Below are 22,344 nucleotides of genomic sequence, written 5' to 3' on the forward strand. Positions count from 1 at the left end.
TGAAAAATAGATGTTAGATAGTCTGGAACTATCTCTCCTGATGTGTTTTTATATCTATTAAAGCTATTCTCTATTGTGCTGAAATTCCCGTTAAATTCTTCAGCATGACTTAAAAATTAAAATTAGGAATTAGGAAAAGAAATGTATAGATACCCTGTAGTCATCCATTTTCACCGAAAAAATGGGGATTATGATGCTTGTTCATTCAGTAGAAAACAGGCAGATATTAAAGAAAATTTGTATTATGAAAATGACTATTTTGGAGCAAAATTCTCCTTTACAGTTACAAGTGCAGAAAGGCTCGATACTCTGACCTTTTCTGTCGAAATAGATGGGAAGACAAAAGACTATCTCCTACGGTTTAACCATTATCCACTGTTGACTGAGGTTTGGATTTTGGATGGTGATGAGACAGTTTATTATTCTGAAAATCCAGCCATTGCAAGTCCTTGCTATAAAGATCGAAACCCGTTTGCTTTTGATAAAGCCTTTCACAGTGAAAGTTTTGATCACCATTGGGGATACCAAGGAGAGTTGGGTTATAGTATCTCTGACTACCAGACAAGCTTTAAACTCTGGGCTCCAACAGCTACAGCAGTCCAAGTTGTTGTTTATGAAAATACAAGTAACGACGCGCCGATTTGGAAAACCTTTAATCTTGAGCGTGGGAATAGCTATTCATACAGCCATAAGTACAATACCATTGGTGTTTGGAGTGTAGACTTGGATGAAAATCTTGCAGGTAAAGCTTATCAGTATCAGATTGAATTCCCTCATCACAAGAGTTTGACAAGAGATCCTTATACAATTGCAACCAGTCCTGACGGGAAACGTTCTGTCATCCTCTCTCAGCAAGATAGACAGGTAGAAGGATTTAAAGTCAAACATGGGACAGATGCTCCTTGGCGTTTGGAAAACCCATGTAAAGCCGTTATCTGTGAGATGCACATTCGTGATTTTACAAAATCACCGACATCTGGAGTTCCAGAAAACCTTCGAGGGACCTTCCTTGGGGCTACCCAGACTGGAACAGTTAACCAGTATGGTCAAGCAACTGCCTTTGACTATATCAAAGAACTCGGCTGTAATTATGTTCAGCTCCAACCAATCTTTGATCGCCATAAGGAATACGACGAGGACGGAAATGTAACCTATAACTGGGGTTATGACCCTCAAAACTACAATGCGCCAGAACCAAGTTTCTCCAGCAATCCAGATGATCCAGGACAAGTCGTTCGTGATCTGAAAACGATGGTTCAGGCCTATCATGATGCTGGAATCGGTGTCATCATGGACGTTGTTTATAATCACACCTTCTCAACGGTTGATGCACCTTTCCAGACAACAGTTCCAGATTATTACTACCGCATGAACCCAGATGGAACCTTCCAAAACGGAACAGGTGTTGGAAATGAAACCGCAAGCGAACACGAAATGTACCGCAAGTATATGATTGACTCACTCCTTTATTGGGTGAAAGAATACAATATTGACGGTTTCCGTTTCGACTTGATGGGAATTCACGATGTCAAAACCATGCAAGCGATTCGTTGGGCACTTGATGAAGTTGATCCACGTATTATCACCTATGGAGAAGGTTGGGATATGGGGACTGGTCTTGCACCTTATGACAAAGCCAAGAAGGATAATGCCTACCAGATGCCAAATATTGGATTCTTCAATGATGATCAGCGTGATGCCATCAAAGGAGGAGAAGTTTATGGCTCAATCAAGGCAGGATTTGTTAGCGGTGCAGCTACAGAACCGATTGTAGCCAAAGCTATTCTTGGTAGCCGAGAGTTGGGCTCATATCTTAGTCCAAACCAAGTTCTTAACTATGTAGAAGCCCATGATAATTACAACTTGCATGATTTGTTAGTGACCCTTCATCCAGATCACAGTTCAGATAAGATTATGCGTCAGGTTGAGACAGCAACAGCGATGAGCATTCTTATGCAAGGGATGTCCTTTATAGAGCTGGGTCAAGAATTTGGCCGCACCAAACTCCTTGCTACTGGAGAAAATGGCGAGCTCACTGCGGCAGATAGAGAACGTGCCATGAATAGTTACAATGCTCCAGATAGTGTCAACCAGGTCAACTGGGATTTAATCAATGAGAGACAAGAGAGCATTGACTTTATTCGCCAGATTATTCGCCTAAAAACACAAATGCGTGCTTTCTCTTATCCTACATACGAAGAAGTTTATCGTCATGTCTTCGTCCATACAGCTGCTGAAAATAGTGGGTGGATTGTTTACGAGATTCACGGTGGAGCAGAGCACTTATTGGTGGTATTCAATGCTAAAGGAACTTCCTTCTACTTTGAAAATGCAGGAAACCTTGAAATGCTGGTGTCCAATAGTCGTTCTAAAGAGTCTAATGTGATTGATGATATCAGCGTTGCAGTCTTGAAGGTACTTTCATAGTAAATGCCACAAAAAGGTTTAGTAAAACTAGACCTTTTTTTGATTATGTGACTATTAGTCCGTCTCGCTCCGTAAGGCCCTGGGACAAACCACCCGTTAGACGGGTGGTTATGATTTTTATTGAAAAACCAATATCTAATAGGAATAAATTTCAAATAATTTGAAGAATCAAGCTTGTGAAAAAAATATCAATATTTTCCAAAAAGGGGTTGTAATTTTCTGAAAATTTGATAAAATAAGGTTTAATCATTTTCAGGAGGAAGAGAATTTGACAAATTATCAGAATTTAGTGAATGGAAAATGGAAATCATCAGAGAATGAAATTGCCATCTATTCTCCCATCAATCAGGAAAAGCTGGGGACAGTTCCCGCTATGAGTCAGGCTGAAGTAGATGAGGCTATGAAAGCAGCGCGTGCAGCTCTCCCAGCATGGCGTGATTTAGCACCCGTTGAGCGTGCAGCCTATTTGCATAAGACAGCAGACATTTTGGAACGTGATAAAGAAAAAATTGGTACAATTCTTGCCAAGGAGGTTGCAAAAGGGATTAAAGCAGCCATTGGAGAAGTAGTACGTACAGCAGATTTGATTCGTTTTGCTGCTGAGGAAGGTCTCCGTATTACTGGACAAGCAATGGAAGGAGGCGGTTTTGAAGCTGCAAGTAAAAACAAGCTAGCCGTTGTCCGTCGTGAGCCAGTTGGTGTCGTTTTAGCTATCGCGCCATTTAACTACCCAGTCAACCTTTCTGGATCTAAGATTGCTCCGGCTTTGATTGCAGGAAATGTCGTTATGTTCAAACCACCAACACAAGGCTCTATTTCTGGTCTCTTGTTGGCTAAAGCATTTGACGAAGCAGGAATCCCAGCAGGTGTCTTTAACACCATCACTGGACGTGGTTCTGAAATCGGAGACTACATCATCGAACACAAGGAAGTGAATTTCATTAACTTTACAGGTTCAACACCGATTGGTGAGCGTATTGGTCGTTTAGCTGGTATGCGCCCGATTATGCTTGAGCTTGGTGGAAAAGATGCTGCAATTGTCTTAGAAGACGCAGATTTAGAAAATGCAGCTAAGCAAATCGTAGGTGGTGCCTTTAGCTACTCTGGTCAGCGTTGTACCGCTATCAAACGTGTTTTAGTTGTGGAAAGCGTAGCAGACAGATTGGCAGAATTGCTCCAAGCTGAAGTCGCTAAGCTAACAGTGGGTGATCCATTTGACAATGCAGATATCACACCTGTTATTGACAATGCTTCAGCTGATTTCATCTGGGGATTGATTCAAGATGCTCAGGAAAAAGGAGCCAAAGCGCTCAGCCTAATCAAACGTGAGAATAATCTCATTTGGCCAGGACTTTTTGATTATGTCACAAGAGATATGAAATTAGCCTGGGAAGAACCATTTGGACCTGTTCTTCCAATTATTCGAGTTGCAGATGCCAATGAAGCACTTGAAATTGCTAATGAATCAGAATTCGGTCTTCAATCTTCAGTCTTTACAAATGACTTTAAGAAGGCATTTGAAATTGCTGAGAAACTTGAAGTTGGTACCGTTCATATTAATAATAAAACACAACGTGGACCAGATAATTTCCCATTCCTTGGTGTAAAAGGTTCTGGTGCAGGAGTGCAAGGAATTAAATATAGTATCGAAGCGATGACAAATGTTAAATCCATTGTTTTTGATGTGAGATAATTTATAAAATCAGGAAAATAACTTTCTGGTTTTATTTTTTTCAAAAAAATACAGTAAAAAATTGATAAAAAGCGAATATTCTGGTATTATAATAAAAAAATATATGGAAATTGTTTCGTGTTCTATTTTCTGGATATCTTTTTTAAAATGCAAGGTAATTTTTTGAAGGCTTTCATAAAAAAATATGATTTCCTTCGTAAATTACTTGAAAGTTATCTTAAAAGAGTGTATAATAGAATTATAGAAAACGCTTACAAAAGAAAGGGGATTGAATGAATAATCAAGAAGCATTAAGAACCTTTACTACAGGTGAGAACTTTCACCTTCAGCATTATTTAGGAGCGCATAGAGAGGAGAAAAACGGAGAAATTGGCTATACCTTTAGGGTTTGGGCGCCAAATGCACAAGCAGTTCATCTAGTTGGTGATTTTACGAATTGGGTTGAGAATCAGATTCCCATGGTTCGTAATGAAGCAGGTGTTTGGGAAGTCTTTACAAGTCAAGCCCAGGAAGGTCAGATTTATAAATATCATATCACGCGTGCAAATGGTCACCAGATTATGAAGATCGATCCGTTGGCAGTTTTTTTTGAAGCTAGACCGGGTACAGGAGCTGTTTTGACCAATATCCGTGAAAAGAAATGGAAAGATGGCCTTTGGCTAGCACGTCGCAAACGTCTGGGATTTTTCGAGAGACCAGTTAATATATATGAAGCCCATGCAGGATCTTGGAAGAGAAATCCAGATGGAAGTCCCTATACTTTTTCGCAACTGAAAGACGAGTTGATTCCATACTTAGTTGAGATGAACTATACACATATTGAGTTCATGCCTTTAATGGCTCACCCACTTGGATTGAGCTGGGGCTATCAACTTATGGGTTACTTTGCTTTTGAACATTCCTATGGTACACCTGAGGAATTCCAAGATTTCGTTGAAGAGTGTCATATAAATAATATCGGTGTTATCGTCGACTGGGTTCCAGGTCATTTCACTATTAATGATGATGCATTGGCATATTATGACGGTACACCAACTTTTGAATACCAAGACCACAACAAGGCTCATAACTATGGTTGGGGTGCGCTGAATTTTGACCTCGGGAAAAATGAGGTCCAGTCTTTCCTGATTTCAAGTATTAAATTTTGGATTGATTTTTACCACTTAGATGGTATTCGGGTCGATGCAGTGAGCAATATGCTGTATCTAGATTATGATAATGCTCCTTGGACTCCAAACAAAGATGGTGGAAACCTTAACTACGAGGGTTATTATTTCCTTCAACGGTTGAACACAGTGATTAAGTTAGCTCATCCAGACATCATGATGATTGCAGAAGAAAGTTCATCAGCGACAAAGATTACTGGTATGAAAGAAATGGGTGGCCTTGGATTTGACTATAAATGGAATATGGGCTGGATGAACGACATTCTCCGTTTCTACGAGGAAGATCCGATTTATCGCAAGTATGACTTTAATCTTGTGACTTTCAGCTTTATGTATGTTTTCAATGAAAACTATCTCCTGCCTTTCTCACATGATGAAGTGGTTCATGGCAAAAAGAGTATGATGCATAAGATGTGGGGGGATCGCTACAATCAGTTCGCAGGTCTGCGCAATCTCTACACCTATCAAATTTGTCATCCAGGTAAGAAACTCTTGTTCATGGGTAGTGAGTACGGGCAATTCCTCGAGTGGAAGTCTGAGGAGCAGTTGGAATGGTCTAATCTAGAAGATCCGATGAATGCCAAGATGAAGCATTTCACTTCACAACTGAATCAATTCTATAAAGACCATCGCTGTCTGTGGGAAATTGATACTAGTTATGATGGTATCGAGATTATCGATGCTGATAATAGAGATCAGAGTGTCCTTTCCTTTATTCGTAAGGGCAAGAAAGACGAAATGTTAGTATGTGTCTTTAATATGGCACCAGTTGAACGTAAGGACTTTACGATTGGTTTACCTGTTGCAGGTATTTACGAAGAAGTTTGGAATACAGAATTAGAAGAATGGGGAGGTGTGTGGAAAGAGCACAATCAAACAGTTCAGACTCAAGAAGGCTTATGGAAAGATTATGAGCAGACTTTGACCTTTACCTTGCCTGCCATGGGAGCAAGCATCTGGAAGATCAAGCGTCGTTTGAAACCAGCTAAGAAATAAGAAAAAAGAATAATGAGCTATTGATTATAATTTTTTAGATTTTAAAAACGAATGTACTTGTATTGGACTTGAAACACAAGAGAAATGGATTTCCTATTATTTTTATAAAAAAGTTTGACTTCCGACCTTCTTTCGATTTTAACGTTCACATGTCTTTATAAAGGAGTAGAAAATGAAGAATGAAATGCTAGCTTTGATCCTTGCGGGTGGGCAAGGAACACGTCTCGGAAAACTCACTCAAAGCATTGCCAAACCGGCAGTGCAATTCGGTGGGCGCTACCGTATCATTGACTTTGCTCTTTCCAACTGTGCAAACTCTGGAATCCATAATGTTGGTGTGATTACGCAGTACCAACCTCTTGCTTTGAACAACCATATTGGAAATGGTTCGAGCTGGGGATTGGATGGTATCAATTCAGGTGTCTCTATTTTACAACCTTATTCAGCCAGCGAAGGAAACCGTTGGTTTGAAGGGACTAGTCACGCTATCTACCAAAACATTGACTACATCGACAGTGTTAATCCTGAGTATGTTTTGATTCTTTCTGGTGACCACATCTACAAGATGGACTACGATGATATGCTTCAGTCACATAAAGATAACAATGCCAGTTTGACAGTAGCTGTCCTAGACGTACCTCTCAAAGAAGCTAGCCGTTTTGGTATCATGAATACAGATGCCAATAACCGTATCGTTGAATTCGAAGAAAAACCTGCGCAACCTAAGTCTACAAAGGCTTCTATGGGGATTTATATTTTTGACTGGAAACGACTTCGCAATATGCTTGTTGCTGCTGAAAAGAGCAATGTGGATATGTCAGACTTTGGGAAGAACGTTATCCCTAACTATCTCGAGTCTGGTGAAAGTGTCTATGCTTATGAATTTAATGGCTACTGGAAAGATGTTGGTACGATTGAGTCACTTTGGGAAGCCAATATGGAGTACATTTCGCCAGAAAATGCCTTGGATAGCCGCAATCGTCAGTGGAAAATTTACTCAAGAAACTTGATCTCACCACCCAACTACTTTGGAGCACATGCACACGTTGAGGATTCATTGGTCGTGGATGGCTGTTTTGTAGATGGAACGGTTAAACGTTCGATTCTTTCAACAGAAGCACAGGTTCGTGAAGGAGCCGAGGTCGTTGATTCTGTCATCATGAGTGGGGCTATTATTGGCCATGGAGCAAAGATTACTCGTGCTATTATCGGTGAGGGTGCCATTATTGCTGACGGCGTAGAGATTGACGGAACGGACGAAGTACAAGTAGTAGGATACAATGAAGTAGTGGGGGTAGCAACAGATGAAGATTGATAAATATTCAGCCATTTTAGGAAACACAGTTGGTTTTCATGATATGTCAACGTTAACAGAACACCGTCCGGTGGCTAGCTTGCCTTTCGGTGGGAAATACCGTTTGATTGACTTCCCCCTTTCCAGTCTTGCAAATGCAGGTGTTCGTAGTATCTTTGGTATTTTCCAACAAGATAATATCAGCTCAGTATTCGACCATATTCGTTCAGGTCGTGAGTGGGGCTTGTCAACCCTTCTAAGTCACTACTATCTAGGAATTTACAATACTCGTGTTGAAAGCAGTACAGTTGGAAAAGAGTATTACCAACAGCTTCTTACCTACTTGAGACGTTCAGGTTCAAACCAAACCGTTTCGATTAACTGCGATGTGCTGGTGAATATTGACTTGAATCAAGTCTTCCACCTACACAATACAACGAATGGTCCGATCACAGTTGTATATAAGAAACTTCCAAAGAAAGACATTTCAGATGTGAATGCTATCTTGGAAATCGATGAAACTGACCATGTTCGTTCGCACAAACTCTTTGATAATAAATCTACAGATGAACTCTTCAACATGTCTACAGATATCTTTGTTGTGGATACTCCTTGGTTGATTGAACGACTTGAAGAAGAGGCTCAGAAAGAATATCCTGAAAAGTTGCGCTATGTTCTTCGCGATTTGGCTGTAAAAGAAGGTGCTTTTGCATACGAATACACAGGCTACTTAGCAAATATTCACTCTGTTCAATCCTACTATCAAGCAAATATTGATATGCTTGAATCTAAAAAATTCTACTCTCTTTTCTCACCAAATCAAAAGATTTATACCAAAGTTAAGAATGAAGAACCAACCTACTATGCGAATACTTCAAAAGTAAGTACTTCTCAGTTTGCTTCTGGTAGTATCATTGAGGGTCAAGTAGTTCAGTCAGTCCTATCTCGTAACATTTATGTTCACAAAGATAGTGTGGTGAAGGACAGCATTTTATTCCCTCGAGTTGTGATTGGTCAAGGTGCCCAGGTTGAATATGCCATTCTAGACAAGGGAGTTGAGGTTGCGGACGGTGTTGTCATTCGAGGCACAGCAGAACATCCAGTTGTAGTTAAGAAGGGTGAAACAGTAACAGAGGACATTTACTCATGAAAATTTTATTTGTAGCGGCAGAAGGAGCACCCTTTTCAAAAACAGGTGGTTTGGGCGATGTTATTGGCGCACTTCCCAAATCACTTGTAAAAGCGGGGCACGAAGTTGCAGTTTTCTTGCCTTATTATGATATGGTAGAAGCTAAGTTTGGAGACCAGATTGAGGATGTTCTCCACTTTGAAGTTAGTGTGGGATGGCGTAGACAGTACTGTGGCATTAAGAAAACGGTCTTGAATGGGGTTACTTTCTACTTCATTGATAATCAGTATTATTTCTTCCGTGGTCATGTGTACGGTGATTTTGACGATGGTGAGCGCTTTGCCTTTTTCCAACTGGCTGCTCTTGAAGCTATGGAACGCATCGGCTTTATCCCTGACCTTCTACATGTTCATGATTACCACACAGCCATGATTCCCTTCTTGTTAAAAGAAAAGTACCATTGGATTCAGGCATATCAAGGAATCAGAACCGTTTTAACTATTCATAATTTGGAATTCCAAGGTCAATTTTCTGAAGGAATGCTGTGGGATTTGTTCGGTGTGGGCTTTGAACGCTATGCTGATGGCACCCTTCGCTGGAATGATTGTCTCAACTGGATGAAATCAGGTATTCTCTACGCGGATCGTGTCTCAACCGTTTCCCCTAGCTATGCGCACGAGATTATGACCAGTCAGTTCGGCTGCGGTTTGGATCAGATTCTTCGCATGGAGTCAGGTAAGGTTTCAGGGATTGTTAATGGTATTGACGCAGATCTTTATAATCCTCAAACAGACCCACTTTTAGACTATCATTTTGATAAGGAAGATTTGTCTGGAAAGGCGCAAAATAAGGCAAAATTGCAAGAAAGAGTTGGGTTGCCTGTGAGAGCAGATGTTCCTCTAGTTGGGATTGTCTCTCGTTTGACCCGCCAAAAAGGTTTTGATGTCGTTGTAGAAAGCTTGCATCGTTTCTTACAGGAGGACGTTCAAATAGTCCTTTTAGGAACAGGTGACCCGGCTTTTGAACATTCCTTCTCATGGTTTGCTCAAGTCTATCCTGACAAGCTATCAGCAAATATCACTTTTGACGTCAAACTTGCTCAAGAAATCTACGCAGCTTGTGACCTCTTCCTCATGCCAAGTCGTTTTGAACCATGTGGCTTGTCTCAAATGATGGCGATGCGCTATGGAACTCTACCATTGGTTCATGAGGTTGGTGGACTAAGAGATACAGTTCAATCCTTCAATCCAATCGAAGGAACTGGAACTGGATTTAGCTTTGACAATTTAACACCATACTGGCTTAACTGGAGTTTCCAAACAGCCTTGGATGTTTATAAGTACCAGCCGGACGTTTGGAGAAATCTACAAAAACAAGCTATGGAATGCGATTTCTCATGGGATACAGCCTGCAAATCTTACATGGACTTGTACCATAGTTTAGTCAACTAATAGATAAAATCGTATGATTCTTTCATACGATTTTTGGGCTGTTTAGAAAGGAAAGCTTATGTCTCAAGAAAAAGGCTTGTGTGTCATGGACGTTGACGGCACCCTGATAGCAGAAGAGGTGATTGATCTTTTAGGAAAAGAAGCAGGTTGCGAAGAAGAAATATCGCAGATTACAAGCCAGGCAATGCGAGGCGAACTGGACTTTGAAACAAGCTTACGAGGGAGAGTGGCTTTGTTAGAAGGTCTTCCGATTTCAGTCTTTGATACTGTCTTCAAATCCATTCATCTGTCTAAGAATGCTCAAGAATTTATCTCCCTACTTCAAAAGAAGGGTATTCTAGTTGGTCTAGTGTCTGGTGGATTTGCACCAATAGTTGAGAGATTAGCAAAATCCCTTGGTATCTCCTATTTCTCTGCCAACCAGTTGGAAGTCAAAGACGGTTTTTTAACAGGAAAATCAGTTGGTGAAATTGTGACAGGTCAAGTAAAAAAAGCTACTCTTGAGAGATGGAGAAAGGAATTAGAACTGCCCAAAGAAAGAACGATTGCCATCGGTGATGGTGCTAACGACCTCTTGATGTTAAAGACAGCAGGATGTAGTATTGCATTTTGTGCCAAAGAGGTCGTAAAAACAGAGATAGCTTGTCATGTAGATACGAGGGATTTTTTGGAAGTTCTACCTTTGATTGATTTCTTAGAATGAGAGGGAACTATGAAAATTGTAATTGCACCCGATTCTTTTAAAGAAAGTTTGACGGCAGAAGAGGTCGCTCAAGCTATAAAAAGAGGATTCCAAAAATCGATAGCAGATGTAGAATGTCTGCTTTGCCCTGTAGGCGATGGTGGGGAAGGAACTGTAGATGCTATCCGACATTCTCTTGAACTAGAAGAAAAATGGCAAGAGGTTACGGGACCTTTTGGTCTAAATGAAGCAATGCGCTACTTTCAAAAAGATCAAATAGCGCTCTTCGAAGTTGCTGACTTGGTTGGTTTAGGAAAGATTCCGCAGGAGAAACGAAACCCTCTCCACATCCAAACCAGAGGTATCGGAGAGTTGATTCGCCATCTCGTTGATCAAGGGATGAAAGAAATCTATATCGGAGTTGGTGGTACGGCTAGTAATGACGGTGGTATAGGCATTGCTGCTGGTTTAGGTTATTGTTTTTATGATAAGAATGGAAAAGAATTGCCAGCTTGCGGTCAGACTTTGCTTGAGTTTGAATCAGTTTCCAATAGCAAGTTGTATAGGATTCCTAAAGATGTGAAAATCCGAATTTTAGCAGATGTCGTGAGCCCTCTATGTGGTCTTCAAGGAGCGACCTATACATTTGGAAAACAAAAGGGCTTGGATCCTGCTTTGTTTGAGACAGTAGATTTGGCTATACAGCGGTTCTATGAAAAATTTTCACCATCAACCCTCTCTCTTAAAGGAGCAGGAGCCGGCGGTGGGATTGCGGCTGGGCTCTGTGCCTTTGCTGAGGCCACTATCGTATCTGGGATTGACACTTGCTTAGATTTGATTGACTTTGACAAGAAGGTTGCAGGGGCCGACTTGGTTATCGTTGGAGAAGGTAGACTGGACAGTCAAAGCTTTGCTGGAAAAGCTCCTATTGGTGTAGCAAAAAGAACTCCTGAAGGAGTTCCAGTTATCGCTATTTGTGGTAGTCTTTCCGAGGATTTACCTTCCCTACCATTCGAAAATATACAAGCAGCCTTTTCCATTTTAGAGAAAAGTGAACCTTTGGAAGACAGTTTGAAAAATGCAAGACTCTATTTGGAGCACACAGCTACTAATATTGGTCGTTTATTAAATATGAGAAATCATTAACCAAACCATTTTTTCCAGATGGATTTTTTAGGTGGCTCTGCCTTTTTGTCCTCCCAAAGACTTGAAAATGCAAGTCTGAGGTCCTTTTCTTCTACTTGAACAGGTTCATTTGTATGAATGACAAGACCAAAAGGAGAGGTGATAAGATCGTCTGAAACAATAGTCGCCTGACAGTTACTTTCTTTTGCTTGTTTTAAGTAAAAGACCTGTTTGTCAAACTCGATACTTGGTGAGATTTTCACAAAAAGTATCTCTACCTTTTCTTGAAAACTTTCTAAAATAGAGAAAAATCCATGTTCTAATTCAGAACTATTGGCAGTACTGATATCCGCGTAGCCAAGAACTCTTTCCTCGAAAGTGCCGAGATAGCGGCGTTGTTCGTCTGGGTTTAATTTCGGCCCACCATGAGCTTTTTCTAATAGTTGTTTTGATAAATCTGTCATAAAAACAGTATATCACAAAAATCGCAAGAAAACAGACAAAAGAAAGCGATTACTTTATAAAGTTAAGGAAAATTTGCACAAAGATAACGTTTTTTCTTGAAAAACGCTTATTTTTAAGGTATCATAGAGGTGTAAAAAATTTAACTCAAAGGAGAGTAAAAAATGTCAATTATTACTGATGTTTACGCTCGCGAAGTCCTAGACTCACGCGGTAACCCAACACTTGAAGTAGAAGTTTATACTGAATCAGGTGCTTTCGGACGTGGTATGGTTCCATCAGGAGCTTCTACTGGTGAACACGAAGCAGTTGAACTTCGCGATGGTGACAAATCTCGTTACGGTGGTCTTGGTACACAAAAAGCTGTTGACAACGTAAACAACATCATTGCTGAAGCAATCATCGGCTACGATGTACGTGACCAACAAGCTATCGACCGTGCTATGATCGCACTTGACGGTACTCCTAACAAAGGTAAATTGGGTGCAAACGCAATTCTTGGTGTGTCTATCGCTGTAGCTCGTGCTGCTGCTGACTACCTTGAAATCCCACTTTACAGCTACCTTGGTGGATTCAACACTAAAGTTCTTCCAACTCCAATGATGAACATCATCAACGGTGGTTCTCACTCTGACGCTCCAATCGCTTTCCAAGAATTCATGATCGTACCTGCTGGTGCACCATCATTCAAAGAAGCTCTTCGTTGGGGTGCTGAAATCTTCCACGCTCTTAAGAAAATCCTTAAATCACGTGGTTTGGAAACTGCCGTAGGTGACGAAGGTGGATTCGCTCCTCGTTTCGAAGGAACTGAAGACGGTGTTGAAACTATCCTTGCTGCGATTGAAGCTGCTGGATATGTTCCTGGTAAAGACGTATTTATCGGATTTGACTGTGCTTCATCAGAATTCTACGATAAAGAACGTAAAGTTTACGACTACACTAAATTCGAAGGTGAAGGTGCCGCTGTACGTACTGCTGCAGAACAAATCGACTACCTTGAAGAATTGGTAAACAAATACCCAATCATCACTATCGAAGATGGTATGGACGAAAACGACTGGGACGGTTGGAAAGCTCTTACTGAACGTCTTGGTGGTAAAGTTCAATTGGTTGGTGACGATTTCTTCGTAACAAACACTTCTTACCTTGAAAAAGGTATTGCAGAAGGTGCTGCTAACTCAATCCTTATCAAAGTTAACCAAATCGGTACTCTTACTGAAACATTCGACGCTATCGAAATGGCGAAAGAAGCTGGTTACACTGCCGTTGTATCACACCGTTCAGGTGAAACTGAAGATTCAACAATCGCTGATATCGCAGTTGCAACAAACGCAGGACAAATCAAGACTGGTTCACTTTCACGTACAGACCGTATCGCTAAATACAACCAATTGCTTCGTATCGAAGACCAACTTGGTGAAGTAGCTGAATACCGTGGATTGAAATCATTCTACAACTTGAAAAAATAAAATAGTTCAGTGAACTATTTTATCCCGAACCTTGAAATTCAAAAGTTCGGCCGTTGATTTAACAACGTTTTAAGCCCCTCGGATTTTTTCCGAAGGGCTTTTTTTCTGTTCAGGGAGCAAAAAGGGGGCAGTGTTTATGGTATAATAGACAAAAACACTTGTATTAGGAAGAAATTATGTCTAAAGAGATTGATATTGAGTATTACCACCAACTAGCACTGCAAAAGCAGAAGGAGCACCGCAAAGTGTTAGCTAATCTAAAGAAAAAACCTCCTAAAAACTTAGATAAGATTGCGCAGCAGATTCACCAAGAAGTCTTTGCTGAGATTGATTGTACTGCCTGTGCTAACTGTTGCAAGACTTTGGGGCCCGACTTTAAAGAAGCAGATATTACCCGTATCGCTAAGTACTTTAAGATGAAATTACCAGCCTTTGAAGCAGAGTTTTTACAGGTAGATGAAGACGGGGATAAGGTTTTCAAATCCATGCCTTGCCCCTTTCTAGGAGGAGACAATCTCTGCTCCATCTATGATGTTCGTCCCAAGGCCTGTCGTGAATTCCCCCATACAGATCGGAAAAAGATCCATCAAATCAACCATTTGACGATTAAGAATACCTTGACCTGCCCAGCAGCCTATCTCTTTGTTGAGAAATTAAAAGATAAGTTATAGATTTTACACCTTTAAATCTTGTACAAAAATTCTGGGGCGGAAGTATCTTATATCTGTTAGACTATAGTTAGAATTGAACACGGCCTAAAAGCTGTGTGAAAAAGATGAAATTTTTTCGGAGCAGGAGCCCCTCCGTCAATTGTCCAATTTTCACTTTGCTTTTAACGGTCTTAGTATCTTTTGTGAGGTGAAAAAGAATATGATGCATCAATTCAATCGAACCATGGAATATCTGGAAAGTAAGTTGGACGCAGAAGTGGATTTGCAGAAATTCCAGCAGCTATCAGGCTATTCTTATGCTCTCTTTAGCAGGCTTTTTTCCATCCTAGCAGATATGACTTTAGCAGAATACTTGCGCAATCGCAGGCTGTCAGAAGCTGTGACGGACTTGCGGGAAGGCTCTGAGAAAGTCATTGACATAGCGATGAAATACGGCTATGAGTCTGCGGATGCCTTCAGCGCAGCCTTCAAGAAATTCCATGGGGCAACACCCTCAGAAGTTCGAAATGGAAAACCTTATCGGATCTTTCCTAGACTTCAATTATCCTTAAAAATCACAGGAGGAAAGAACATGGATATCAAGATTCAAAAGAAGCCTGCTTTTACCGTGGCAGGCGTCCTATTGGAGGCTATTGACAATAGCAAATGCCCGTCCGCTTGGGAGAATCTCTATAACAATCACAGCGTTGAAAACCTAGAAAGTTTGGGTAGTGGGCAATCCTTTGGTGTCTGCTCGGATGTCAAAGAAGGAGAAATCATCAACTATATGGCTGCTTATGATGTGACGGATAAAGCTAAAGCAGAAGAACTAGGTCTGTCCATCAAAGATGTCCCAGCCGCTGAATATGCTATCGTACCAGTCAAAGGCCCTATACCAGCTAGCATTCACAATGCTTGGAAATATGTCTTGGAGGTCTTTTTCCCTGAAACAGGCTATCGCCACTCAGGAGCCCCAGACTTTGAAGTTTATTTCAAAGGAGATATGTCGTCCCCAGACTACCAAATGGAACTCTGGATACCAGTCATCAGGGACTAGATCATTTTCTGATTTTTTATAAAGATGCAAACCTAACTCTGTAGAAGATAGCTTTTACAGAGTTTTTCTTCGTTTGATTGAACGAATTTATGAAAAAAACAGCAAATCTGATTTTACTTTAATTTAAGTATAAGGAATTTTTAAGCATTTTCCTGTATACTTTTCCAATCATCAAAGAAAGAGGTGTAAATATGAACTATCTAGTTATCCCAGCTTACGAACCTGACTACAATCTCATCAAATTGATTGAAAAGATTCACAACAAGAGCGATTTTTACATCATTGTCATTGATGATGGAAGTTCGGCAGAATGCCAAGACATTTTTGCTCAAGCGGAGGATTTTGCGACGGTCCTTCGCCACCAGGTCAATCAAGGAAAAGGGCAAGCTCTGAAAACAGCCTTTGAGTACATTCAGTCTCTCAATAAACCAGGGACTGTGGTTACAGCAGATGCAGACGGCCAGCATAGGATCTGGGACATCTTTCGTAGTTTGACCAAATCAAATGAAAATCCTAATACACTTGTCCTTGGTGTCCGTGCCTTTACTGGCAAGGTTCCCTTGCGTAGTCGCTTTGGAAATAGCTTGACTCGTATCTTGTTTAAACTGCAGACAGGTGTCGCTGTATCCGACACACAGACAGGATTACGTGCCTTTTCAACGGATCTGATTCCTTTTATGCTTAAGATAGAAGGACAACGGTATGAATACGAGATGAACATGCTCCTTGAAGCAAGCCAAGCCTACCCAATCTTAGAAGTTCCGATTGAAACGGTCTATATCAACGACAATGAGGCTTCTCACTTCCGACCTATTCGGGATGGCTTGATGATTTATAAAAATATTTTAAAGTTTGCGCTCTCGTCTTTTAGTAGTTTTATCGTAGATTATGTGGTCTACGCTCTCTCTATTCTATGCTTGAGCTTTATTCCGACAGGTTTGCGTGTCCTTCTCTCAAATGGTTTGGCACGTGTGACTAGTTCTGTATTTAACTTTTCTACCAACAAAAAATTGGTCTTCAAGAACAAGGCGAGCAGTTTTAAAACAGGATCAGGTTATTTTGGATTAGCAGTTGGTCTCTTTATCTTAGACACCATCCTGATTCGACTTTTCAATTCTAGTCTTGGAGTCAATTTGCTAATCGCGAAGATACTTGTTGGAATCATGCTCTTTATCCTCTCTTGGACAGTTCAAACTCGCTTTATTTTCAAAGAAAGGATCTGTAGCCCATTATGAAAGTTTTAAAGAAACCCTATCTATACGCCTCGGTCTTGGGCTTGCTCCTGACAAGTTCCTTTACCTATTCGATGTTGAAGACCTTTGTACTTGCTGAAACGATTTCTACTGTATCTAATGCCAGCTCAACGTCTAACACCACAGCAGCAAGTCAGGCAGCAAAAAATGCCCAGGTGACGGATACTAGCTATTCAGATGGAAATATCAGTGTCAACCTCACTGAAAAGACTGTGAATGAAACGCAGGTCTATGTGGCAGATATAAACCTTAGTTCATCGAATTATCTCAAAACAGCTCTAGCTCAAAACTCCTATGGAACCAACGTCACAGCTAAAACCTCTGTAACGGCTGCTGAAAACAATGCTATTCTAGCTGTCAACGGTGACTACTATGGAGCTAATAGCTCTGGTTATGTTATCCGTAATGGAGTTGTATATCGGGACAGTGTCCGTGAAGATGCTAGTAACGGTGACCTTGCTATTTACAAGGACGGCTCCTTTAAAATCATCTACGAGGACCAAGTTTCAGTTGATCAGTTGGTTCAGGACGGTGTCGTCAATCTACTGGCATTTGGTCCGTCTCTAGTTGAGAATGGAGAAATATCCGTTGATACCAATACAGAAGTCGGTCAAGCCATGTCATCCAATCCTCGTACAGCTATTGGGATTATCGATGAAAACCACTACATCATCGTCGTTTCGGATGGTCGTACCTCTGAAAGCAAGGGATTGTCTCTTTACCAGATGGCAGAAGTGATGAAATCTTACGGAGTGAAGACAGCCTATAACCTTGATGGTGGTGGATCCTCAACTCTCTACTTTAACGGTCAGGTAATCAATAAACCGACTACAGGTGGAAGCAAGATATCAGAAAGGGCGGTGAGTGATATTGTCTACATCGGTTACTAAAATCAAAAACAAACGTCTCAAAAAGACACTCGTTAGCTATAGTCTTCTCACTATTTTCTTCTTTGCATTTAGCCGTATCTACGAGTCCTTTAGTTTTGGGGAGACCTCGCTTCATATGCACTATCTCTTTGCAGTCCCTCTAGTAGGGGGCATCGTTCTAGCATTATTGTTGAAAATCATGCCAAACTTAGGGCGACTCAGCCTAAACTTGTGGAACTCAGCAGTTGCAGTCCTAACAGCTGGAATGCTCTTTCGAGGAATTGTCAATCTATCAGGTCGTTCAACGACCTTAGATCAACCTTACTGGTATGTTGGCCTAGCCTTTGTTATTTTGGCTATCGCCTCGCTTTTCTTTCATAAGAAAAACAGTTAAAAATTAGCTTAAGAATTGAAAACTGGTTGTTGAGAAAAACAGCCAGTTTTCTTGTAGAAATTCATGACCATAGATCACAAATACCCATATTTTTTGTTTGGATTTTATGGGGCATGAGAATAGTTTTCTCGGTATAATAGTCCCATAGAAGATAAGGAGGCAGGAATATGCAGATGTATTTTGGAGATGTGTCACTTTGCTATAGCTATTCATTGGCAATGGCACTGGATAGCTATGGTTATGACTTTAAAGCAGACTTTTTAGAGGCAATTATGGTGATGGGCAATGGCGCTAGTATCGTAAAGGAAGATGACCAGCACCCTCTAGTATTCTTTGATAACGGAATGCCAGATCTTTCCATCTCCCATTCCTTAAAAATACTAGGTTTTGACTATGAGGATTTCTATCTAAAAGATGGAACTGAAGTTGATTTGGAAGAGATTAAAGGAAAGTTGGAAACCTTTCTGTCCAATGGACCTGTCGTACTGGGACCTCTTGATATGGGGCATCTGACCTACAATCCCAATTACACAATTCTTTATGGTGTGGATCACTTCGTAACCGTGTATGGCATTGATCATCAGCACCTCTATTTGCATGATCCAGCTGGTTTTGCCTGCATGAAGGTTGCTTTTAATGACATATTAGAAGCCTGGAAGGCAGAGACTATTGACTATAAGCGTGGATCTTACTCCATGTGGGGAAATTTTAAGAAGGTCAAGAGTCCGAGTCAGACTGAAATCTATCAGGAAACGGCAAAGATTATAAAGTCCCGATATCAGAATGGTCAAAACGGTGTTTTGAAATGCTATGCAAAAGCAGTTACTGAAAACGGCTTAAATACTGAGCAAAAACAATTGCATCAGTATTTCAGCTTTAAACTTGCGGCTGTTCGAAATCTCTATCTCAGTAAATTCTTAAAGGCGTATGATCCAGAAGGGGCAAGATTAAAAGAGGAATTGGCATCTCTATTTGGCCAAGCTCATCTTTCATGTTTAAAAGAAGATTACCAAGAACTATCCCGCTTGCTCTGTCAGATAGCAGAAGTAGATGGTCTCTTTAAAGATTTATATATAAAGTAGTGACTATAAGCATAAAAAAATAGTTAGTAGAAGCAGTTTTTCTTAAAATGAAGAACTGCTTTTTGATTATGTGACTATTAGTCCGTCTCGCTCCGTAAGGCCCTGGGACAAACCACCCGTTAGACGGGTGGTTATGATTATGGTATAATGAAGTAAGAAAACACCTTAAACTACTAGAAAATGAAGGGAGAAATCCTGTGACTAGACCAAAAACCAAAGAGGAGCTAGTGTTAGCCTCTAAGGAAAACTATGAAAAACTTAATCTCCTAATTTCTCACCTAAGTGAAGAGGAGCTACAGACTCCTTTTGATTTTTCAAAAGACCAAAAGAAAAAAGAAGCTCACTGGAAAAGAGATAAAAATCTACGGGATGTCCTGATCCATCTCTATGAATGGCATCAGCTGCTTTTGATCTGGGTACATTCCAATCAAAAGGGTCTTGAAAGACCTTTTCTCCCTGAACCTTATAATTGGAAAACCTATGGAGAAATGAATGACGCATTTTGGAAGAAGCACCAGAAAACGACATTAGAAGAATCAACTAGACTCTTGGCGCAATCGCATAGAGAGGTTTTAGAGTTGATGGAAGGCTTTAGCAATGACCAACTCTTTACCAAAGGTATCTATAAGTGGACAGGAGGGACAAGTCTAGGTTCCTACTTTGTTAGTAGCACCTCCAGCCACTATGACTGGGCTATCAAAAAACTTAAAGCTCATCAGAAAAATTGTAAGACTAGCTAGTTGAAGTGCTATTGAAATTCACCAAAGGTTATTCTAAGCTTCGAATAACTTCATTCTCGTGATTTTTGAGTTATTCTAGCTTTAGGATCCTTCAAAAATTAAATTTTAAGGCTATCATAGACTTAGAATAGCTCTAAAACATTTATTTTATAGTAAATCTAAGTTTAGAATTGCATTGATATTAAAGTAATTGAGCTGTTCGATGCTTAGAATGCCTTTGTTCTGAGAAATGTTGACTATAAACTGCTTAGAATGGAGTTTTTCTGATATAGGATGATAGATAGATGGGGGAGATGATGAACGTACAAAAAGAGAAAGTTAGAAAAGAGTTGCTGTCCCTCTGTTTGGGAGAACTTACAGCCGTCCTATCCTTTTGGTTTTGTTTTTTCCTTTTGAAAAATCGGCTTAGTGACGTGAATAGTCTAGTAACCATTCTCTATCCCTTGTATTTACTGACATTTATTTTGCTTCAAGGTTCAATCTATTGGGCGATTTTGATTAGAAGACTCTCGAAACCTCAGTTCGGAAGCGCTAGTGTCCCCAAACTATATGGTTGTTTCAGAATACTAGACCTTGTTTTACTTATTTCAGGCTTTCCTTTTATAGTCTGGAATACACAGAGTTTCCAAGTGGGTATTATAGCCATGCTAATACAGCTTTTTGCCCTTATCGAATGGGTAAATTATTTCCTCCTACGTTTATCCTATAGTCTAAATCCACTTGTTTTATGGAAACGAATTACTAAGGGAAAACTTGAAAAGAGCAGAATAGCCAAGGAGTTGGGGTAGGGGATAATGAATGTATGTTTTAGATACTATCAATATAAAACTTTATTTGACGTTAAATAATATTAAAAATGAATAGGAGAATATCTATGTCTGTAGGGTTAATGGTTGGTTATAATTGGTGGACTATAGGAGAAGGGAGTCTTTTTAATTCATTCTTTTCGACTATTTTCATTCGATTAGAGAATAATGAGTGGGGAAGTAGATACCCAGTAATAATGAATAAGCTTTACTGGGGAGATGTTCCTTTTGAATCTGTTGAAAGAGGAATAGCTGAGTTGGTATCTATCCAAGAGGAGTTGAAAAAATTTCTCCCTCAGGATGTTATATGGGATTTTGAAGACTTGTCACTCACTCCTCCTTGGGGAAATAATATCGCAGAGCATATAACAAATTTATCACATTATTTCATAACGAGTTCCGGAAAAGATTTAATCGAAGTTTTGCTGACTAGTTTTAGATTTGCACTTGAGCACGGTCAAAATGTGAGTGTAAAAAGTATTTGAAACTCAATAAATCAAAGATTCATTTATGCTATAATATTCATAATGAATTTTCAGAAAGGAAACTCAATGCCCTACAAATTTCTACTTTTTGATCTAGATCACACCTTGCTTGATTTTGATGCTGCTGAGGATGTAGCTTTGACACAACTTCTAAAAGAAGAAGGAGTTGCGGATATCCAAGCCTATAAAGACTATTACGTTCCTATGAACAAGGCTCTATGGAAGGACTTGGAGCAAAAGAAAATCAGTAAACAAGAACTGGTTAACACGCGCTTTTCACGTTTGTTTGCTCATTTTGGACTGGAGAAAGACGGTAGGTTGCTTGCTCAGCGTTACCAATTTTACTTAGCCCAACAGGGACAAACTCTGTCGGGTGCTCATGAACTCTTGGATAGCCTCATCGAACGTGATTATGATCTGTACGCTGCGACAAATGGCATTACTGTCATTCAGACGGGTCGTCTGGCTCAATCAGGTCTGGCTCCCTATTTCAACCAAGTCTTTATCTCCGAGCAATTGCAAACGCAAAAGCCTGATGCATTATTCTATGAAAAAATCGGTCAGCAGATTGTAGGATTTAGTAAAGAAAAGACGCTGATGATCGGAGATTCCTTAACGGCTGATATTCAAGGAGGCAATAATGCAGGGATTGATACTATCTGGTACAATCCTCATCACCTCGAAAATCATACACAAGCCCAGCCAACTTATGAAGTTCATTCTTACCAAGACTTGCTGAATTTTTTAGATGCTTTGTAGTGATTTCCCTAAGAGGTGTTGATATGGAAACTAAAGTCATTGAAGAGATTGATAACTTACTAAATCTCATCGAGCAGTATCAGTTAAAAGGTGTGGTTGCCCAAGTAAATTCGTTAAAAGAGTTAAAGTATATCATAAGCAATCATATAGAGTTAAGTACTCGAGAGAAGATGAATATCCACCATTCACTCTTTCTTCCTAGGGGTGGCTTATCTGAACTCTACTATATGGATGCTAATTTTGAACGGATGAAGTCTGTAAATAATCAACTTTCCTATGCTATTGATACAATCGAAAAGTTTTTAATGGCTGATTGATACTGTGAATACTAATGTCAAATAACAGGGTCAATAAC

At 40.1% G+C, this 22,344-nt stretch carries 21 protein-coding genes; 20 read left to right on the forward strand and 1 reads right to left on the reverse strand.

The features are described 5' to 3' along the window. The first annotated feature begins 141 nt into the window (after window positions 1-141). From V470_04425 to V470_04465, 8 genes are all read left to right on the forward strand, one after another. Window positions 142-2,427, forward strand: coding sequence for a pullulanase (locus V470_04425; protein ID AHZ47679.1), 2,286 nt, complete (start codon window positions 142-144; stop codon window positions 2,425-2,427). 268 nt (window positions 2,428-2,695) lie between these two features. Next, window positions 2,696-4,120, forward strand: a complete 1,425-nt coding sequence (locus tag V470_04430) for a glyceraldehyde-3-phosphate dehydrogenase (GenBank protein AHZ47680.1) — start codon at window positions 2,696-2,698, stop codon at window positions 4,118-4,120. Between the two features lie 272 nt (window positions 4,121-4,392). Further along, entirely contained in the window at window positions 4,393-6,282 is a 1,890-nt protein-coding gene (locus V470_10630) for a glycogen branching protein (protein ID AJZ74450.1), read from the forward strand. A gap of 172 nt (window positions 6,283-6,454) precedes the next feature. Further along, window positions 6,455-7,597, forward strand: a complete 1,143-nt coding sequence (gene glgC, locus V470_04445) for a glucose-1-phosphate adenylyltransferase (protein ID AHZ47681.1) — start codon at window positions 6,455-6,457, stop codon at window positions 7,595-7,597. Then, the gene (locus V470_04450; GenBank protein AHZ47682.1) at window positions 7,587-8,726 is read left to right on the forward strand and encodes a glucose-1-phosphate adenylyltransferase; all 1,140 of its coding nucleotides are present in this window, start codon (window positions 7,587-7,589) and stop codon (window positions 8,724-8,726) included. Before glgC ends, V470_04450 begins: the two co-directional genes overlap by 11 nt. Then, window positions 8,723-10,156 carry a glycogen synthase gene (locus tag V470_04455; protein ID AHZ47683.1) on the forward strand — a complete coding sequence of 478 codons (1,434 nt, stop codon included), beginning with the start codon at window positions 8,723-8,725 and terminating at the stop codon, window positions 10,154-10,156. The genes V470_04450 and V470_04455 overlap by 4 nt, the downstream gene beginning before the upstream one ends. A gap of 58 nt (window positions 10,157-10,214) precedes the next feature. Further along, window positions 10,215-10,859 carry a phosphoserine phosphatase gene (locus tag V470_04460; GenBank protein ID AHZ47684.1) on the forward strand — a complete coding sequence of 215 codons (645 nt, stop codon included), beginning with the start codon at window positions 10,215-10,217 and terminating at the stop codon, window positions 10,857-10,859. A 9-nt stretch (window positions 10,860-10,868) separates the two neighbouring features. Beyond that, window positions 10,869-11,984, forward strand: a complete 1,116-nt coding sequence (locus V470_04465) for a glycerate kinase (protein ID AHZ47685.1) — start codon at window positions 10,869-10,871, stop codon at window positions 11,982-11,984. Here the strand turns inward: V470_04465 and V470_04470 are convergent. Then, window positions 11,981-12,427, reverse strand: a complete 447-nt coding sequence (locus tag V470_04470) for a hypothetical protein (GenBank protein AHZ47686.1) — start codon at window positions 12,425-12,427, stop codon at window positions 11,981-11,983. The two genes, V470_04465 and V470_04470, sit on opposite strands and share 4 nt — an antisense overlap. Window positions 12,428-12,589: 162 nt before the next feature. Between V470_04470 and V470_04475 the strand changes: the two genes are divergently transcribed. The 12 genes from V470_04475 to V470_04530 all read left to right on the forward strand — a co-directional run bounded on the left by V470_04475 (window position 12,590) and on the right by V470_04530 (window position 22,306). Then, window positions 12,590-13,894, forward strand: coding sequence for an enolase (locus V470_04475; protein AHZ47687.1), 1,305 nt, complete (start codon window positions 12,590-12,592; stop codon window positions 13,892-13,894). Window positions 13,895-14,070: 176 nt separating this feature from the next. Then, window positions 14,071-14,565: a Fe-S-oxidoreductase gene (locus V470_04480; GenBank protein ID AHZ47688.1), complete on the forward strand. Its 495-nt coding sequence runs from the start codon at window positions 14,071-14,073 to the stop codon at window positions 14,563-14,565. Between the two features lie 199 nt (window positions 14,566-14,764). After that, the gene (locus tag V470_04485) at window positions 14,765-15,601 is read left to right on the forward strand and encodes an AraC family transcriptional regulator (protein AHZ47689.1); all 837 of its coding nucleotides are present in this window, start codon (window positions 14,765-14,767) and stop codon (window positions 15,599-15,601) included. Window positions 15,602-15,792: 191 nt separating this feature from the next. Next, window positions 15,793-16,836 carry a sugar translocase gene (locus tag V470_04490; GenBank protein ID AHZ47690.1) on the forward strand — a complete coding sequence of 348 codons (1,044 nt, stop codon included), beginning with the start codon at window positions 15,793-15,795 and terminating at the stop codon, window positions 16,834-16,836. Continuing rightward, window positions 16,833-17,744, forward strand: a complete 912-nt coding sequence (locus tag V470_04495; protein ID AHZ47691.1) for an exopolysaccharide biosynthesis protein — start codon at window positions 16,833-16,835, stop codon at window positions 17,742-17,744. Before V470_04490 ends, V470_04495 begins: the two co-directional genes overlap by 4 nt. Then, window positions 17,719-18,117, forward strand: a complete 399-nt coding sequence (locus V470_10635) for a membrane protein (protein AJZ74451.1) — start codon at window positions 17,719-17,721, stop codon at window positions 18,115-18,117. Before V470_04495 ends, V470_10635 begins: the two co-directional genes overlap by 26 nt. 167 nt (window positions 18,118-18,284) lie before the next feature. Then, window positions 18,285-19,199, forward strand: a complete 915-nt coding sequence (locus V470_04505) for a peptidase (protein ID AHZ47692.1) — start codon at window positions 18,285-18,287, stop codon at window positions 19,197-19,199. A 197-nt stretch (window positions 19,200-19,396) separates the two neighbouring features. Continuing rightward, entirely contained in the window at window positions 19,397-19,939 is a 543-nt protein-coding gene (locus tag V470_04510; GenBank protein ID AHZ47693.1) for a hypothetical protein, read from the forward strand. A 284-nt stretch (window positions 19,940-20,223) separates the two neighbouring features. Beyond that, on the forward strand, window positions 20,224-20,727 hold the full coding sequence (locus V470_04515) for a hypothetical protein (protein ID AHZ47694.1): 504 nt from the start codon (window positions 20,224-20,226) through the stop codon (window positions 20,725-20,727). 86 nt (window positions 20,728-20,813) lie between these two features. Beyond that, window positions 20,814-21,230, forward strand: coding sequence for a hypothetical protein (locus V470_04520; protein AHZ47695.1), 417 nt, complete (start codon window positions 20,814-20,816; stop codon window positions 21,228-21,230). A gap of 66 nt (window positions 21,231-21,296) precedes the next feature. Further along, a complete protein-coding gene (locus V470_04525; protein AHZ47696.1) occupies window positions 21,297-21,989 on the forward strand; it encodes an HAD family hydrolase in 693 nt (230 codons plus the stop codon). Between the two features lie 23 nt (window positions 21,990-22,012). Beyond that, on the forward strand, window positions 22,013-22,306 hold the full coding sequence (locus V470_04530) for a hypothetical protein (protein ID AHZ47697.1): 294 nt from the start codon (window positions 22,013-22,015) through the stop codon (window positions 22,304-22,306). Window positions 22,307-22,344 lie beyond the last annotated feature (38 nt).

This window comes from Streptococcus sp. VT 162 (assembly GCA_000688775.2).
Lineage (GTDB): Bacteria > Bacillota > Bacilli > Lactobacillales > Streptococcaceae > Streptococcus.

Excerpts from the sequence above, each read along its gene's own strand:
- V470_04425 (AHZ47679.1), top strand. The coding sequence starts at position 142 with ATGTATAGATACCCTGTAGTCATCCATTTTCACCGAAAAAATGGGGAT.
- V470_10630 (AJZ74450.1), top strand. The coding sequence starts at position 4,393 with ATGAATAATCAAGAAGCATTAAGAACCTTTACTACAGGTGAGAACTTT.
- glgC (AHZ47681.1), top strand. The coding sequence starts at position 6,455 with ATGAAGAATGAAATGCTAGCTTTGATCCTTGCGGGTGGGCAAGGAACA.
- V470_04450 (AHZ47682.1), top strand. The coding sequence starts at position 7,587 with ATGAAGATTGATAAATATTCAGCCATTTTAGGAAACACAGTTGGTTTT.
- V470_04455 (AHZ47683.1), top strand. The coding sequence starts at position 8,723 with ATGAAAATTTTATTTGTAGCGGCAGAAGGAGCACCCTTTTCAAAAACA.
- V470_04460 (AHZ47684.1), top strand. The coding sequence starts at position 10,215 with ATGTCTCAAGAAAAAGGCTTGTGTGTCATGGACGTTGACGGCACCCTG.
- V470_04465 (AHZ47685.1), top strand. The coding sequence starts at position 10,869 with ATGAAAATTGTAATTGCACCCGATTCTTTTAAAGAAAGTTTGACGGCA.
- V470_04470 (AHZ47686.1), bottom strand. The coding sequence starts at position 12,427 with ATGACAGATTTATCAAAACAACTATTAGAAAAAGCTCATGGTGGGCCG.
- V470_04475 (AHZ47687.1), top strand. The coding sequence starts at position 12,590 with ATGTCAATTATTACTGATGTTTACGCTCGCGAAGTCCTAGACTCACGC.
- V470_04480 (AHZ47688.1), top strand. The coding sequence starts at position 14,071 with ATGTCTAAAGAGATTGATATTGAGTATTACCACCAACTAGCACTGCAA.
- V470_04485 (AHZ47689.1), top strand. The coding sequence starts at position 14,765 with ATGATGCATCAATTCAATCGAACCATGGAATATCTGGAAAGTAAGTTG.
- V470_04490 (AHZ47690.1), top strand. The coding sequence starts at position 15,793 with ATGAACTATCTAGTTATCCCAGCTTACGAACCTGACTACAATCTCATC.
- V470_04495 (AHZ47691.1), top strand. The coding sequence starts at position 16,833 with ATGAAAGTTTTAAAGAAACCCTATCTATACGCCTCGGTCTTGGGCTTG.
- V470_04505 (AHZ47692.1), top strand. The coding sequence starts at position 18,285 with ATGCAGATGTATTTTGGAGATGTGTCACTTTGCTATAGCTATTCATTG.
- V470_04515 (AHZ47694.1), top strand. The coding sequence starts at position 20,224 with ATGGGGGAGATGATGAACGTACAAAAAGAGAAAGTTAGAAAAGAGTTG.
- V470_04520 (AHZ47695.1), top strand. The coding sequence starts at position 20,814 with ATGTCTGTAGGGTTAATGGTTGGTTATAATTGGTGGACTATAGGAGAA.
- V470_04525 (AHZ47696.1), top strand. The coding sequence starts at position 21,297 with ATGCCCTACAAATTTCTACTTTTTGATCTAGATCACACCTTGCTTGAT.
- V470_04530 (AHZ47697.1), top strand. The coding sequence starts at position 22,013 with ATGGAAACTAAAGTCATTGAAGAGATTGATAACTTACTAAATCTCATC.